The organism is Pseudoalteromonas sp. NZS100 (genome assembly GCF_015864815.1).
In the GTDB taxonomy this organism is placed as follows: Bacteria; Pseudomonadota; Gammaproteobacteria; order Enterobacterales; family Alteromonadaceae; genus Pseudoalteromonas; species Pseudoalteromonas distincta.
Genome location: NZ_JADYWM010000007.1, coordinates 111,328 through 128,603, shown reverse-complemented (window position 1 = coordinate 128,603; position 17,276 = coordinate 111,328). Strand labels below are relative to the sequence as shown.

The 17,276-nt window shown below is 39.0% G+C and carries 11 protein-coding genes; 5 read left to right on the top strand and 6 right to left on the bottom strand.

All coding sequences use genetic code 11. The annotated features are described in order from the left end of the window. The first annotated feature begins 135 nt into the window (after positions 1-135). On the top strand, positions 136-660 hold the full coding sequence (locus tag I6E69_RS09465) for a hypothetical protein (RefSeq protein ID WP_197121131.1): 525 nt from the start codon (positions 136-138) through the stop codon (positions 658-660). On the opposite strand, the gene I6E69_RS09460 is transcribed toward I6E69_RS09465, so the two are convergent. Further along, positions 657-2,174, bottom strand: coding sequence for a sensor domain-containing diguanylate cyclase (locus I6E69_RS09460; RefSeq protein WP_197121179.1), 1,518 nt, complete (start codon positions 2,172-2,174; stop codon positions 657-659). The two genes, I6E69_RS09465 and I6E69_RS09460, sit on opposite strands and share 4 nt — an antisense overlap. A gap of 370 nt (positions 2,175-2,544) precedes the next feature. On the opposite strand from I6E69_RS09460, the gene I6E69_RS09455 reads away from it, so the two are divergent. From I6E69_RS09455 to I6E69_RS09445, 3 genes are all read left to right on the top strand, one after another. Then, positions 2,545-4,356: a glycoside hydrolase family 3 protein gene (locus tag I6E69_RS09455; RefSeq protein ID WP_197121130.1), complete on the top strand. Its 1,812-nt coding sequence runs from the start codon at positions 2,545-2,547 to the stop codon at positions 4,354-4,356. Between the two features lies 1 nt (position 4,357). Further along, positions 4,358-5,092, top strand: coding sequence for a 5-oxoprolinase subunit PxpA (locus I6E69_RS09450; protein WP_197121129.1), 735 nt, complete (start codon positions 4,358-4,360; stop codon positions 5,090-5,092). Between the two features lie 155 nt (positions 5,093-5,247). Then, positions 5,248-7,266, top strand: coding sequence for a S9 family peptidase (locus tag I6E69_RS09445; RefSeq protein ID WP_197121128.1), 2,019 nt, complete (start codon positions 5,248-5,250; stop codon positions 7,264-7,266). Positions 7,267-7,991: 725 nt separating this feature from the next. On the opposite strand, the gene I6E69_RS09440 is transcribed toward I6E69_RS09445, so the two are convergent. Beyond that, on the bottom strand, positions 7,992-9,593 hold the full coding sequence (locus tag I6E69_RS09440) for an isocitrate lyase (protein WP_002959200.1): 1,602 nt from the start codon (positions 9,591-9,593) through the stop codon (positions 7,992-7,994). 238 nt (positions 9,594-9,831) lie between these two features. Here I6E69_RS09440 and I6E69_RS09435 point away from each other — a divergent pair, with 238 nt between their 5' ends. Beyond that, complete coding sequence (locus I6E69_RS09435; protein ID WP_197121127.1) at positions 9,832-12,021, top strand: malate synthase G; 2,190 nt, start codon at positions 9,832-9,834, stop codon at positions 12,019-12,021. A 210-nt stretch (positions 12,022-12,231) separates the two neighbouring features. Here the strand turns inward: I6E69_RS09435 and I6E69_RS09430 are convergent, their stop codons facing one another. The 4 genes from I6E69_RS09430 to I6E69_RS09415 form a co-directional block, all read right to left on the bottom strand. Then, a complete protein-coding gene (locus I6E69_RS09430) occupies positions 12,232-12,957 on the bottom strand; it encodes a YebC/PmpR family DNA-binding transcriptional regulator (RefSeq protein ID WP_002959197.1) in 726 nt (241 codons plus the stop codon). Between the two features lie 145 nt (positions 12,958-13,102). Beyond that, positions 13,103-13,720 (bottom strand): HAD family hydrolase, encoded by a 618-nt coding sequence (locus tag I6E69_RS09425; protein WP_002959195.1) that lies wholly within the window; start codon positions 13,718-13,720, stop codon positions 13,103-13,105. A gap of 321 nt (positions 13,721-14,041) precedes the next feature. Beyond that, a complete protein-coding gene (locus tag I6E69_RS09420) occupies positions 14,042-14,536 on the bottom strand; it encodes a DUF6702 family protein (RefSeq protein WP_197121126.1) in 495 nt (164 codons plus the stop codon). Continuing rightward, positions 14,536-16,983, bottom strand: a complete 2,448-nt coding sequence (locus I6E69_RS09415; RefSeq protein WP_197121125.1) for a M1 family metallopeptidase — start codon at positions 16,981-16,983, stop codon at positions 14,536-14,538. Before I6E69_RS09415 ends, I6E69_RS09420 begins: the two co-directional genes overlap by 1 nt. Positions 16,984-17,276: the final 293 nt, after the last annotated feature.

The following is a 17,276-nucleotide window of genomic DNA, read 5'->3' as shown; positions in this document are numbered from 1 at the left end:
GTATTTGTTATGTTTAAACACTTAATGTTTTTAAATTGATTGTTTTGTGTAAACGACTGGTTAAATTGGTAATATACAGGCTTGAATAAAGCTGAATAGCTTTAAATTTAGAGAAAAGTAAACAAAGGTAAACGAATGCAAAAAACAATTCTTACAAGCGCAGTGCCAATAATCGCAGCTTTATTACTATCTGCATGTAATAACAGTGAAAAAACAGAGGTTAATAACTCTCAGGCGCTACCTAAAACAGCAGAAATCATTATAAAAGAACCATCTAAGAACCAGAAAACTGACACTATTTTTCCTAAAAAAGAAAGTAGCCAAGGTGTTATTAAAAATGCATCTAAAAGCATAAATTCATCGGGTGATAAACTTATCTTTAACTCTGAGCAGTTATTTAAAGGCGACGTTATTTATAATCAGAACTTAAAACAAAAAGGTGTAGTAACAGGTACTCTTACCATTACATTAAATACCGATTCTGTGCCTGATGAGTTAAAAAATAATTATGAATTAATCAAGTCAACAGCTCACAATTACACATTACTTGTTGAAAAAGATGTTGATATTGCAGGATTGTCTAGTGCTCTAAACAGCTATAAATCAGTGACCAATGTAGAAATTGCAATTAACTATTCACCTATCGAAACACACTTTTAATCTGCAACAATGCACTGATTACGGCCATGTTCTTTTGCATGGTAAAGTGCTTTGTCAGCACATTTGTAAACTTGGTCTATGTCGTTACTGTGCTCAGGCCAAGTTGCAATCCCAATTGAAATTGTTATAAAGCCGATAGTTTCCATATTTGTAGACTCAACAGTTTTACGTAGTCGCTCTGCTATTTTGAGCGCACTTTGGCTGTTTTCATTAGGCAAGACAAGTACAAATTCTTCACCACCTATACGTGCTACGATATCGTCTTTTCGAGATAATTTTTTGATAATATCAGTAAGCGATTTAAGAGCTTCATCTCCTTTATCATGGCCAAAGGTATCGTTAACTCGCTTAAAGAAATCGATGTCTATCTCTAAAATAGCAAATGGAGTTTGCTTAAACATCAACTGGGTTAATAAACCGTTTAAACTCCTACGGTTGTGAGTATCAGTTAGGGGATCTGTTTGCGCATCATGGCGAAGCTGACCTATCTGCATTTGCAAAGTATTAACTCCATTGAGCATTGCAATTTTTAGTCTTTGGCTTTCAAAGTACCAAGATTTAACACTTTTTAGCTCTTCAATACTTGTTGGATCGTCAAGTGTGTTTGCTTTGTCTGCTAGTTGTTTTAAAGGCCTGGAAATAAAGTGAGCAAAAAAACCGATTAAAAGAAACGTAATAACAGCCATCGGTAATGTACGTTTTATTACTTCAGTTATGAGTAAATCAAGTGACGAAAGCGTTGCTCTTACAGGGCGCTGAGCGACAATTACCCATTTTGCTTTAGGCACAGAGGAAAAGCCTGCTAGCATTTCTATCTCTTGGCTATTTTTAACAATAGAAGTACCGCTTTGGCCTGTAATCATATTATTAGTGATGGAATTATTTGTGACGACTGTCCCTATTAGTGCCTGATCTGGGTGATAGAGAATTCGCCTACTAGCGTCGACCACATAAATATATGTTCCACCCTCATAATAATGCTGCTCTAATAAGCTATTTAAAATATTACGCTCCTTTAGATAAAGGGAGCCACCAATATAACCAAGGTAATCTCCACTTTGATCAAACAAAGGATGAGAAATAAAAACAATAAAGTTCCCAGCAGCCGACATATAAGGCGCGCTGATTAATGGTCTTTTTTCTTGTAGCGCTTGTACAGCGCCAGGTGAGTGGATTGATTCACCAATAAGTTGCGGAAATTTAGGAGAGGTTGCGACAACAACACTATGCTTATTAATTACAACCGAGTTAAAGCTATTCGTTTGTAAGTGTAAGCGGGTCGCTTCTTGGTTTAATAAATCTTCATCATCAACTCTTCGCTCTATTTTTTTAGCTGAATAGGCCAGTTGTTGCATTGCGGATTCTAAAAAATTATCTGTTGCTGATGCCAGTTTATTGGCATAAGCATAGTTACTTTTTAGCGTGTAAGCTGTTAACTGCTCTTTTTGTACTTGGTAGGTAGAATAAAAGCTACTTACTAAAGTACTAATAGAAGCCGTAATCGCTAAAAGCAAAATAAGAAATCGAAGATTTAAGGCCGTTAATAATTTTTTTCGCAAACGTATGCCATCCTAAGTACAGGTATTCAGTACCCGAACCTATAATTGTATATAAAGCCCGCAATTATACCCTCTTGAAAATTTATTATCTAATATTAACAAAGCCACAAAAAATATAACTAAATATAACTTTTCGCTAATAGCAAGATTATGAATTTTCTTTAACTTTTACAATACGTTATTGGTTCCTCTGCAAAAAATCCTTCTTTTGCAGTTACCTCAAAAAGTAGTTAAGCTGCTTATACTTATCTACTTTTTAGCTTTGGAGTGTGTTTTGCTAAATAAGTGTATTGTATCGTCTATCGTTTTTTTATCTGGGTGCTTAATGCCATTACAATCCTCGCTTGCTAAACCCGTGCTTTCTCTTGAACAACAACTTGGGCAAAAGCTAATACTCGACTTTCGTTACTTCTGCCAGCAAGGAGTAAGTAATAAATGCCGAACTCCAATGACCGAGTTACCTAATGAGCTCGCTACCGCAATTGCAAAATACGATATTGGTGGGGTAATTTTATTTTCTGAAAACACTCAATCGATAGAGCAAACAATTACGCTTAATAGCCAATTGCAGTCGGCAGCAAGTAAGTCAAGTAGTAAGCTGCCGCTATTTATATCAATAGATCAAGAAGGCGGACGTGTAGCGCGTTTACCACGCGATGTTGCCACCTCCTTTACCGGTAATATGTCGATTGGTGCAACCTACAAAAAACACGGTACAAGCTTTGCAACAAAAACAGCAACAGTAATAGCTAAAGAACTAAACTCGCTGGGTATAAATGTAAACTACGCGCCCACGGTTGATGTAAACATGAATCCTGACAACCCAGTTATTAACGTACGCTCGTTTGGTGAAAACCCAGCATTAGTGAGTAAATTGGGCGCCGCACAGGTTGCAGGATTTGAAAGCAATGGCGTGATTACCTCGTTAAAGCACTTTCCGGGTCACGGCGATACAAACGTAGATAGCCATACGGGTTTGCCTAAAGTAAACCACGCAAAAGAAGTTATTTACGATCAAGACCTAGCACCGTTTAAACACATTATCGCCAAGCAAAACCCAGGCATGATAATGACGGCGCATATTCAATATCCCGCGCTTGATAGCACAACGTTTATAAGTGTTAATGGCAAAACGATGGTAAAACCGGCAACAATGTCGCGCGCAATCATTACTGATATTTTACGTGGCGAGCTTAATTACCAAGGAGTTGTAGTAACCGATGCGCTTGATATGGCTGGTATTAGTAACTTCTTTACACCAACTCAAGCGGTAATAAATACATTTGCCGCTGGAGCTGATATTGCTCTAATGCCTATTGAAATTAGAACACCAGATGATTTAAATAAGCTCGATGGCCTTATTAAAGATCTTGTTGCAGCGGTTAAATCAAATCAACTTGATGAGCAAGAAATAGCACAATCGGCACAGCGTATAATTACGCTTAAAAATAAATTTAGGTTAAGCACTAATTTTGACCCTATTACCGCGCTCATAAATGCAAAGCAAATAATTGGCAGTGCAGCACATCGTGAAATAGAAGCGCAGCTTGCTGTAGAGGCAATAACGCAGGTTAAAAATAATAACAGTACTTTGCCGCTTAATTTAAAAGCAGGAAGTAATGTTCATATTATTATGCCCGACACGCGTAAATGTATGGCAATGCAGCAAGCGATTGAAGCTACCAGCCAGCAAAAACTTAACTATAGTTGTAGTAGTTTACAAGGGTTCGACCCAGCACTCGCAAAAGCACAAATACACGCTGCTGATGTAGTTATCGCCGGTAATGCAACACCTAATCAAAGTGCGGTCGAAATTGGCGGTATGGATGATTTAAAAGATGATTCAAATTTTGCACTTAATAATGCGGAGCAGCCAAAAGCACTTGAGTCATTATTAAAAGTGGCAAAAGAAGAAAACAAAAGCACTGTATTTATAAGCCTAAGAGCACCTTACGACATTGCTAAATTTGGCGATTATGCAAATGCTGTACTTGCATCGTATGCATATAATATTGATGTAGATAAAAATGACATTGTGTCTGGTCCTGCTTTTACCGCACTTGCAAAAGTGTTACTAGGAGAAGCACCGGCTAACGGTGTATTACCTGTCACAATAAAACCGCAAAAGGCGCACTAATATGAAGCTCAATTGTGATTTAGGCGAAAGCTTTGGCGCATGGAAAATGGGGCTAGACGATGACGTTATGCCACATATTGATATGGCGAATATTGCGTGTGGGTTTCATGCAGGTGATGCCGACGTAATGGCAAACACTCTTGTACTTGCCAAGCAACATAACGTACAAATTGGTGCTCACCCAAGCTACCCAGACAAGCAGGGCTTTGGTAGGCGCTCAATGACACTTAGCGAAAAAGAGCTTACGAATTGCCTGCATTATCAAATAGCCACTATCGAGGGTATGGCAAAAGTACAAGGTTTAACACTTTGCTATGTAAAACCCCATGGCGCACTTTATAACGACATGATGGCAAATGATAAAATATTACAAACCGTTATAAATGCAATTGCCAGCTACCCAATAGATTTAAAGCTAATGGTTTTAGCGACTAAAAATGCCAATAAGCACATTCAAATAGCTAAAGATTCAGGAGTTGATCTAATACTTGAGGCATTCGCTGATAGGCAGTACACCGACGACGGGCATTTAGTGTCACGAACACTTGAGGGTAGCGTTCACAACAAAGCTGCATTACTAAAACAAGTAACTCAGCTTTTATCCGATGGCAGCGTGACAACACGAACTGGAAAAAAACTAACGCTCAACGCCGATAGCTTATGCGTACATGGCGACAACGCTGATGGCATAGCGCTTATAAAAGACATAAAAGCCCTGTGTAACTCAGCTAACTAAATACTTTTACACAACCACAAATAGAAGCTGTAAACCCCCTTTACAGCTTTAACTCATAGATTTAAATAAGAGCTTCATCGCATCCTACTGTTAATTTAATAATCCCTAACATATAACTACTTAGCAAATTAAAAAAAGTAACAACAGGGATAAAAATGAAAAAGCTTTTAACACTTAGCCTCATTTTAGGCTGTAGCAATTTAGCCTACGCTGAAACAAATACACTACAACTGCAAGACGTGTTTAATTTAGAATATGCTAATCAAATAGATATAACCGAAGACGGTAAAACTGTTTATTTTGTGCGTAACCGAATGGATATAAAAACAGATCGCAAAGTTGGTAATATTTGGTCTGTTGATTACAAAACCAAACAAATGCAGCCGCTAACCTCTGGCGTACATATGGATTATTCGCCAGTACTCTCTCCTGATGGTCAACGCCTTGCGTTTATATCAACCCGCGATGGCAGCAGCCAAATATATATTAAATGGCTTAAAACAGGTGCTATGGCAAAAATTAGTAACTTAACGAGTAGTCCACGTTCGATTACATGGAGCCCTGATTCTAACCAGTTAATATTTAGCATGTTTGTCCCAAGCGCTAATTCAGCGCCAGTGAGCTTACCAGGTAAACCAAAAGGCGCGACCTGGGCAGAGCCCGCCAAATTTATTGATGATGTGTATTACCGTTCAGATGGTGGCGGTTACACACAAAAAGGTTTTAGCCAATTATTTTCCATAGATGCTAACGGAGGTAATGCTAAACAACTCACTGATGATGAATTTGATAACGCGGGCGATGTAAGTTTTAGTAAAGACGGTAAATCACTTTATTTTTCTGCGAACAGGCACACAAACAACCAGCTAAAACCCACAAATAGTGAAATTTATAAACTCGATTTGGCCTCGCAAAATATAACTGAAATTACTGATCGAAATGGTCCTGATGAGCAGCCTAAAGTATCGCCCGATGGTCGTTACTTAGCGTACACAGGTTACGATGATAAACGCACTAACTACGAAAATGCTCAACTTTACATTCGTGATTTAAAAACAGGTAACACAACTAGCTTAACGCCAAATTTTGATAGAAGCGTAGGGCAAATAAAATGGAGTGCCAATTCAAAAGGTGTGTACTTTAGTTACGCCGATAAAGGTCAAACCGCCCTCGCCTATCAACCACGCAGTGGCAAGCGTAAAATAATAACAACCCAAATTGGCAGCGTTGCCTTTGGACGCCCTTATTCTGGTGGCGACTTTGATGTAAGCGAAGATGGCGAAGTCGCCTTTACCCTTGCCGATACTCAGCGCCCTGCTGATATAGCAACAATTAAACGCGGTAAAGCGCAGCGTTTAACTACCCTTAATGCAGATGCATTGGGTGACAAAGCTTTGGCTAAAGTGGAAGAAATTTGGATTAAATCAAGTCACGATAAGCTACCAATCCAAGGTTGGGTTGCTTACCCACCTGAATTTGATAGCAGTAAAAAATATCCGCTAATACTAGAAATTCACGGCGGCCCTGTCGCTAATTATGGCCCGCACTTTAGCGCTGAAATTCAGCTGTTTGCAGCCAAAGGTAATGTCGTTTTATACATGAACCCACGTGGTAGTGATTCATACGGTAAAGAGTTTGCACAAACTATTCATCATAATTATCCAAGTAACGATTTTGATGATTTAATGACTGGCGTTGATGCGCTAATAGCGAAAGGCTTTATCGACGAGTCTAAATTGTTTGTAACCGGTGGTTCTGGCGGTGGTGTATTAACAGCTTGGATTGTAGGTCATACCGATCGCTTTGCTGCGGCTGTAGTTGCTAAGCCTGTTATTAATTGGATCAGCTTTGTACTAACTGCCGATTTTTACCCGTTTTTTGCTGATTACTGGTTTCCGGGTAAACCGTGGGATCACATCGAGCATTACATGAAGCGCTCGCCTATTAGTTATGTTGGAAACGTTAAAACTCCTACTATGTTGCTCACTGGGGAATCTGACTACCGTACACCAATTTCAGAAACTGAACAGTTTTATCAGGCATTAAAACTACAAGGCGTTGATACTGCAATGGTGCGAATTCCTGATGCATCGCATGGTATTACAGCTCGCCCATCAAACTTAATGACCAAAGTTGCTTATATTCAATGGTGGTTTGATAAACACACTAAATAACCTAAAATTAGTATAACATTTATAGCTCAAATAAAAGCCACTTTAAATAAGTGGCTTTTGTATTTATCGCCGTAGTATTCAAACTGTAAACCCCCTTTACACTTCTGTGACAGTTAAATATCGGACTTAGCTAAACTTCAGTTAGTAAAATTTCGGTTTATAGCATTTTTTGTAACTTGAGTTGGTAAAAAATCGGTTTGAGTCACTGTTTATAGCCTCTCAGTTAGTAAAATTTTGTTTTATCGCACGGAGAAGTTAGTAAAAAATCGGTTTATAAATTCGCTAAGTTTGTCTATTAAAGCAAAAATCAGTCACTTACCTGCCTTTTAAAGTTGTTGTAAACGCTTTTTACAGCAAAATCACCCCAAATATGCCCTTTTATGAAAGGTTAGTTAAACTCTGATCTGTAAATTCACTCAGGTAGTTAAATAGTGATCCAACATGATTTGGTTAACCTGAACTCTGGATAATAAATCTATCTCGAGCAGCTATTTTCAGCCCTAACTGCGTTGAATTTACTTGCAATAGGCTAGCTATTGACGCGTAAATTCGCCTTGTTTTGACTGAAAATCTCTGGCTAGAGAAAAAATTCAAATATCACCATGATTCAATACGTTAGTAAATCTCTTAACCAGAGCTCAGGTTAGTTAAAATCTGATCTAAATAAAAATTAAAACAATAAAAAAGGGCCTATTGGCCCTTGAGTAACACTATCTAGTTAGGAATTAAAACTGGTTCATGGTGTTGTCTTCACCACCGGCTTTTAGCGCGTTATCACCAGAGAAGTATTCTTTGTGCGTATCGCCCATATTAGACCCTGCTAGGTCTTGGTGTTTAACAGAAGCTTGCTCACGGCGAATTTCTTGGCGTTGTACATCACGCACGTAAGCCAGCATACCCATATCGCCAAAGTAACCTTCTGATAAAATATCAGTGCTTAGCGCAGCTGTATGGTACGTAGGCAGAGTAATTAAGTGATGGAAAATACCTGCTTCACGTGCGCCATCGCGCTGGAAGTTTTGCACTAGTAAATCGGCTGCTTGTGCAAGCTCTGTTGCATCCATTTCTGGTGCCATAAGGCCTTTATTATCGCCAAGGCTTGGGTAAGCACTAAGGTCACGGCCTGCTTCTTCCCACTCTTGATACACTTGCTCACGAAACTTAAGCGTCCAGTTAAACGAAGGCGAGTTGTTGTATACCAGTTTTGCATTTGGCACGTGTTCTTTTACACGATTCACCAGTTCTGCAATTTGTTTAACATGTGGTTTTTCTGTTTCAATCCACAGTAAATCAGCGCCCGACTGCAAGCTAGTAATACAATCTAATACTACGCGGTCTTTTTCAGTGCCTTCGCGGAACTGGTATAAACCGTTATCTAGGCGAGTTGGTTTACATAACTGGCCATTAATTTTCATTGCCGTATCGCCTTCATTTAAATCATCAACACCGTTAATTGGCGTAGTTTCTAAAAATGCATTGTATTGGCTTGCTAAGTCACCAGGTGTTTGCGACACAGGTACTTTTTGAGTAAGGCTGGCGCCTAATGAATCTGTACGTGCCACAATAATGCCGTTATCAATACCTAGCTCTAAAAAGGCGTAACGTACTGCGTTAATTTTTGCTAAAAAGTCTTCGTGTGGAACGGTCACTTTACCCGCTTGGTGACCACATTGTTTGGCGTCAGATACTTGGTTTTCTATTTGAATGGCACATGCACCGGCTTCAATCATTTTTTTAGCCAGTAAGTAAGTTGCTTCTTCGTTACCAAAACCGGCATCAATATCAGCAATAATTGGCACAACATGGGTTTCAAAGTTGTCTATTTTATCAATAACAGCTTGAACATCGCCGCCGTTCGCTTTTGCTTCATCTAGGTCGTTAAACAAGTGGTCTAGTTCACGTGCATCTGCTTGCTTTAAAAACGTGTAAATTTCTTCAATTAGCGCAGGTACAGATGTTTTTTCATGCATGCTTTGATCTGGCAGCGGACCAAATGCAGAGCGAAGCGCTGCAACCATCCAGCCACTTAAGTATACATAGCTGCGTTTAGTTGTTTTTTGATGGCGCTTAATAGCCATCATCATTTGTTGGGCAGTAAAGCCATGCCAACACCCTAAAGATTGCGTGTATTGGCTTGTGTCGGCGTCATATGCAGCCATATCTTCACGCATTACGTCTGCTGTGTATTGCGCAATTTCAATCCCTGTGCGAAAACGGTTTTGTAAACGCATGCGGCTTGCGTATTCAGGGTTAATAGCTTTCCATGCGCTGCCTTGTGTTTGGCAAAGAGTAGAGAGTGTGTCTGTTTCGCGTTGATATGTTGTCATAATAAAATCCTTCGAACGAGTGTGTAAATTATTTTAATGTTGTGAGAGTGGCTAGGAGTGTGTTCCGTAGCGCTTAATTCAACATTAGGCTCCTTTTCTAGATTTAGTAAATTTATAGTTGTTATTATGGCTATATATTTTGTGAATGGCTAAAAAGCACTCAACATTGCCTTTTTGAGTTATTGTTGCCTTACGCACAAGCACACAACAACATCGCGACCGTTTAAGGAAGGCAACTATGTCCCACACTCTCACACATTCAGGACTCAGCGTAGACACACAACTCGCTGATTTCGTTAAAAATCAATTACTCCCTGGCACTCACCTAAGTGAGTCACAATTTTGGCAAAGTTTTGCACATATCGTTCAAACACTTACCCCTATTAATAAGGCACTGCTTGAAAAGCGAGAGCTGCTTCAACAGCAAATAGACGACTACCATCTTGCTAATAAAACGTGGGATAGCGCTAAATACCAAGCCTTTTTGCAAGATATTGGCTATTTAGTTAAAGAGCCTGCCAACTTTGAAATTGAAACCCAAAATGTAGAGCCCGAAGTGGCCCTTACAGCAGGCCCTCAGTTGGTTGTGCCTGTAAGTAATGCACGCTTTGCACTTAATGCCGCTAACGCTCGCTGGGGCTCGTTATACGACGCCTTATATGGTACTGATGTGTTAAGCGAAGATGACGGGGCTGAAAAAGGTAATACCTACAACCCTGTTCGTGGTTTTAAGGTAATGGCCTACGCTCGCCAGTTTTTAGATAAAGCATTGCCGCTGACCAATGGCTCCCATATAGAAAGCACGAATTACTCAGTAGTAGATGGCGCACTTTTAATTACCTTGCGTGACAGCTCTCAAACCACATTAGCTAACCCATCTCAGCTTATTGGCTATCAAGGTGAAGCACAAAACCCAACCGTAGTGTTATTAAAAAACAATGACTTACATATAGAGCTACATATCGATCACCACCACATTATTGGCCAAGCAGATAAAGCAGGCTTAAAAGATGTAGTGTTAGAGGCCGCGCTTACCACCATTATGGATTGTGAAGATTCAGTAGCTGCGGTAGATGCAGAAGACAAAGTACAAGTTTATAAAAATTGGCTTGGGTTGATGCAAGGTAACTTAGTTGAATCGTTTAAAAAAGGCGATAAAACTGTTGAGCGTACCCTGCAAAGTGATAAAACATACACCGCACTTGACGGCGGCACCGTTACTTTAAAAGGCCGTAGCTTGATGTTTGTAAGAAACGTTGGCCATTTAATGACGAACCCTGCTATTACCGATGTGTTTAATCAACCGGTGTTTGAAGGCATTATGGATGCGATGTTTACAGTCACTGCTGCCCTGCACGACCTAAATAAAAAAACAGGTATCAAAAATTCAAGCGCGCAAAGTATTAATATAGTAAAACCAAAAATGCATGGCCCTGAAGAGGTAGCGTTTACTAACACTTTATTTAACTTAGTAGAGGAAGCGCTAAGCTTACCTAAAAACACGCTTAAAATGGGGATTATGGATGAAGAACGCCGTACTTCTGTAAATCTAAAAGCGTGTATTCATGCAGCTAAAGAGCGTGTTGTATTTATTAATACCGGATTTTTAGACCGCACAGGCGATGAAATTCATACCTCTATGCAAGCGGGCGTTGTGCTTCCAAAAGCACAAATTAAGCAGCAACCATGGATACAAGCTTATGAGGATCGCAACGTTGATATTGGCCTTGCTTGTGGCTTAAGTCATAAAGCACAAATAGGTAAAGGCATGTGGCCAATGCCAGATAAAATGGCATTAATGATGGAGCAAAAACAAGCTCACCCTGAATCAGGCGCTAATACAGCATGGGTGCCCTCCCCTACAGCCGCTACCCTGCATGCAATGCATTATCACGATATAAACGTATTTACTGAGCAGCAAAGTATAGCTAAACGCACTATTGCGAGCCTTAATGACCTGCTTACACCGCCGCTAATGGCAGACCCTAAAACGCTTTCAAAAGAAGATATTCAAAGTGAGCTAGAAAATAACGCACAAGGCATTTTAGGTTACGTTGTACGTTGGATTGATCAAGGCGTAGGTTGCTCAAAAGTACCTGACATTAACCATATCGGTTTAATGGAAGACAGAGCCACACTGCGTATTTCAAGTCAGCATATGGCTAATTGGTTGCTAAATGGCGTTTGCACTGAGGCGCAAATAAAATCAACCATGGCTAAAATGGCCAAAGTGGTTGATGGACAAAACGAGCATGACACTGCGTATACACCTATGGCAACAAGCGAAGAAACCCTTAATAACAGCATTGCGTTTCAAGCCGCTACTGCACTGGTTTTAGAGGGCGTAACGCAACCTAGTGGTTACACTGAACCACTACTACATAGCTACCGTATAAAATATAAAGCACAAAAGTCGAATACGCTTTAACTGCTTAATCAAAGTTAAAATTAATTACTAAACCAGCTTTTAAGCTGGTTTTTTATCGCCTAAAATTAGAATAACAGCATTTTTAAGGCATTTTAAAAATATATATTCAAATAAGCATAATACACATGAATATCTAACATTTATTCAAACGTAAAAAAGCGTGTTTTGCATACACAAAACACGCTTTTTAAAGCTTTTAACCGTTTACGTTTAATTTTTTACAATGGCATTGTGATAAATATTTTGTACATCGTCACAATCTTCAAGCATATTTATAAACTTATCAAAGTTAGCAATAACTTCTTCGTCTTCAATTTCAATATTAACTTGAGGAATAAACGTAATTTCGTCTACTTCAAAGTTAATGCCTTCAAATGCGTCTTCAAGGGCTGTTTTAGCTTTGAAGTATTCTGTTGGCGGTGCAAATACTGATATTTTACCGTCCTCGGCTTCAACATCGCTTACATCAACATCAGCCATCATTAATGCTTCTAATACGACTTCATCGTCATCGCCTGCAAAGCCAAGTACTGCATAATGATCAAACATATGCGCTACACAGCCAGGAGTACCAATTTTTGAGTCTGTTTTAGTAAATGGTAAACGTACATCTTTGATAGTACGGTTTGGATTATCAGTTAAACAGTCAACAATAACCATGCAGTTACCAGGGCCATAGCCTTCATAACGGGCAACAGAGTAATCTTCTCCTGCGCCACCGGCTGCTTTTTCAATTGCTTTTTCGATAACGTGTGCGGGTACTTGGTCTTTTTTAGCTTTTTCGATTAGACGGCGAAGTGTTTGGTTTACTTCGGGATCGGGATCACCACTTTTTGCTGCAACGTAAATCTCTTTTCCGTACTTTGAGTTTACTTTTGTTTTTGCATTGGCTGTTTTGATCATAGAACTTTGACGAACTACAAATGCTCTGCCCATTTTGTGCCCCTAATGAATACGTTACGTTTTGCGGTATTTTACCAATTCAAAACGTATTGGGCTAGCTCCGCAATGGGCAAAACTTGATTAATAAAAACTTTTATAACTACATACTCATTTCAGAATAAATTAAATGACATGCTATTTAACATAATTCTATTTTTTCAGAATAACTCTCAACTAATGTCACTAAGTCAGCAAAGTCATGTAAAACGTAATCGGCCTGATCGGCGTAAGCTGGCGTTAACTCTGGAGCGTATAAACATGCACGCATATTTGCATTATGCGCAGCTTGAATATCGTAAAGGTAATCGCCTACATAAAGTAAGTTTCTGGCATTAATGTTCCAAAGTGTAGCAATAGCATTTAAAGCGCTGGGATCTGGTTTTGCAGGTGCATCGCTTCGCGTTAAAACTGTGCTAATAGGAAGTGGGTTATTTTGTAATTTAATTGCAGCCGCTTTATCAAAATTGCGAGTAACAATTGCCATCGGTATATTTTTAGACTTTAAAGCATTAATAGCTTCACTCACGCCGGGTAAAATACTGGCATGTTGTGCATCTATTAATTCGTGTTGGTGAACTATATTCATTGCCTCTTCACGCATATACGGTGAGGGCAACTGAGCGATGTAATCAAGCAAGTCTTGCTCGCAAGGGCAACCTATTTGGGCTTTAATTAATGTAAAATCTAGTTCGGATGAAACTAATGTTCCATCTAAATCAAAAATTACTCCAAAAATAGCCTCAACCTGAGTAGTCATATCATTCCCTGAATTTAGTTATTACTAAATAAAATTTAAACATAAAATTCTCTACTGCTTATGCCCAAGCCAGTTATAGCTAAAGGGATAAATGAAACTAACTATATTTAAATTATTTATTTGCACTGCTATCAATCTATTGATAATACAGTAAATATAATTGGTAGTTGTAGCATGCGCAAATAATGGTAAATATACAAATTGAACTACCAATTTTTACGTAAATTTACATATACCAGATCAAAAATGAACGCAGTTTAAACGTATGAAGAAAACGCGCACATTAACTGCAGTGCGCGTTGGTTGGGGAAGTTTTAACTGTTAATTTTGCTCAAAGCGAGCTTCGAGCCAAGTATCATCTTGTGCAAAGTTTAAAGTTTTAATCTTACCTTTGCCCTCAACGTTTACCATATTTACCTGAGATGGCCATAAATCACGAAGCGCGCCATTGCTCATTTTAATTCCTTCAATGTTTTCAGGAATTGGTGCTTCTTGGTAAACCCAAAAAAACTTACCATCAACTTGTGCTCCCACAAAGTTAAGTGGTAAAGGTTCACCACTTAACGTTTGTAGAGCAACATGCGATTCAACATACTTAGCAAAACGTTGTTGGTCGGCTTTATTACTAATAATATCGATTTTGCCTTCAAATAATGTTCCTACGGCGTGTTCGGTATCATGTAAATAAAAGCGATGCATTAACTCAATATTATGCGTTCGTTTATTAAAAAGCACGGTTGTAACTGACGATTTTAGTTGATGCGCCACACTCGGCGCAGCAACTAAAAGGCAAACAATAATAAGCAAAAAGCGCATTATTGCGGCTCCTCACCGTTATCTTTTTCGTCTTTCTTCTCATCAGTTTTAAGCTCAGTTTTAATATCTTGCATGATATCGCGACTTACTTTAGCTTTACTCTTTTCCTTTTTAAACACTTCAATACGTGAAGGAATAATACGACGAGGGTAGTTATTATTTTCAATATCTACATCCGCAGTTTCCCAATTAGGATCTACAGTAACTGATACAAGCGGTTTGTTTTTATCGGTAACAATTAGCTTTTGAACATTTTTATAATTACGACGCCAAATTTCAGCAGGAATATAACGCTCTTCAGTTGTGCCATCTTCATATGTTAGCTCAAGTAATATAGGCATTACCAAACCACCAAGGTTTGAAAATTCCATAACGTAATAGTTTTTATCTTCTTCTAAAGCACGCTCAAGCGTTTTACGCTCCCACGGCTCTAAGCCTTTCAAAAACTTATTGTACGAGTTACGTTCTTTATTGGTTACAGTAAAACGGTCGTTTTCGTCATAAAAATCGGTAACATCAGGGTTTTGCTCAACCCATGTTTTTTTACCTTCGGCGCGGTTACGCTCAACAAATAATGACGTAGGCTTATCTGCTTCAATATCACGTAAACGGCTGTAATCAATATCAGGGTTTTTAGTGTCTAAACGTAGTTGATATACTTTATCTAAAGAGATATCAACATGGTCTGTGGTGTAAAACCAGCCACGCCAAAACCAATCTAAATCAACACCAGAAGCTTCTTCCATTGTGCGGAAAAAATCAGCAGGGGTAGGGCGCTTGTATTTCCAGCGCTGAGCATACTCTTTAAATGCAAAGTCGAATAAGTCACGGCCTAAAATTACTTCACGTAAAATATTAAGGGCTGCGGCAGGTTTAGTATAAGCATTAGGGCCTAAACGTAATACGCTGTCTGACTGAGTCATAATTGGTACTTGGACTTCAGACTTCATGTAGCTCACTATATCGCGAGGCTCAACACCCCAAGGAATAGTAGGATCCCATTCACGACCAGCAACACCATCTAAAAAGCTGTTTAAGCCTTCATCCATCCACGTCCATTGGCGCTCATCTGAGTTCACAATCATCGGAAAGTAAATATGACCAACTTCATGAATAACTACGCCAAGTAAAAAGCGCTTTTCAGCCTGAGAATAAGTACGAGTGCCGTCATCTTGTAACTTAGTACGCGGACCGTTAAAGGTGATCATTGGGTATTCCATACCACCAACGGGGCCATTAACCGACTGTGCAGTTGGGTACGGGTAATCAAAAGAATACTTAGAGTACACTTCCATTGTGTGTACTACCGCTTCAGTTGAGTACTTTTTCCATAAGTCACCACCTTCTTTAGGGAAGAACGACATTGCCATAACTAAAGGCTGAACGTCACCACCTTGCTGATAACCCTTTGCATCCCACATAAACTTACGAGACGACGCCCAGGCAAAGTCACGTACGTTTTGCGCTTTAAAGTGCCACGTTTTAGTTTTGTCGGTGCCTTCTTTTTCGTTTTCTAGCGCTTCTTCTGCGTTAACAATAAACACAGGACGCTTAGATGTTTCAGCTTGCTTTAAACGTTTGCGCTGAGTACTTGTAAGTACTTTACTCGCGTTATCAAGCTTACCTGTTGCCGATACAATGTGATCCGCAGGAACGGTAATCTCAACATCGTAATCACCAAACTCAAGCGTAAACTCACCAGAGCCTAAAAATGGCTTGTTTGTCCATGCTTCGTAATCGGTATAAGCCGCTAAGCGAGGGAACCACTGAGCAATTAAGAATATGTCGTTGCCATCTTCTTCAAAGTGCTCGTAACCAGAACGTGCACCTACAGCATCTTCTTCAACAATGTTGAAGGCAAAGTTCATGCTAAATTCTACTTCTTTACCTGGTTTTAATGGCTCGTTTAAATCAATGCGCATTAAAGTATCAACTACAGTTACGCGTAGCTCTTTACCATCGTCATCCTTTACGCCACTGATTGTATAACCCAGTTCGTTGTCGCTCATAAATTGCTGACGGCGTAAGTCACCTAAACTTAATTTAGCAGGCTTTTGAGCTGGTAGACTTTCTAAAGTGCTTTTAAACGTTTTAGTTGTTTCGGCAATAGAATCACTTTTAAAAATATTTTGATCTAACTGTAACCATAAATATTTAAGTGTATGCGGAGAGTTATTTTTATATTCAATGCTTTGGCTACCGGTAATACGGTGCTTTTTTTCATCTAGATTTACATCAATATCGTAGTTTACACGTTGCTGCCAGTATTTTTCACCTGGTTCGCCAGCGGCACTACGATAAACGTTGGGTGTAGGAAGCGCTTCGTCTAATTGACGAAATTTATCAACAAAAGAACCTTTTGTTTGCTCAACCGAAGACGCCATAACCGCACTAGATATTGCCAAAGGCAATACAAAAGCACTTAGCGTAAGACCTATTTTTTTCATTGTTAGTCCTAATATAATTTTGTGAGCATACTTTGACAAATATACTAGTTAGCTTCAATAAATTAGCGACCAAGTACCGTATTTTTAGGGTGATGTTCACTTAGTTTATTAGATTGAAAAGTACAATTATTTTGTAACAAAATACGAATAAATAAAAACTGTAAAGGGGGTTTACAAAAGTGGGTTTTAATAATGGTTTTGAGCTATTAAATACAAGTTTTAGAGCTTTGAAAAAGCACATTAACTTTACCTACTTTGCTAAAAAAGTATTGCTTTAGCATTATCAGGTAAAC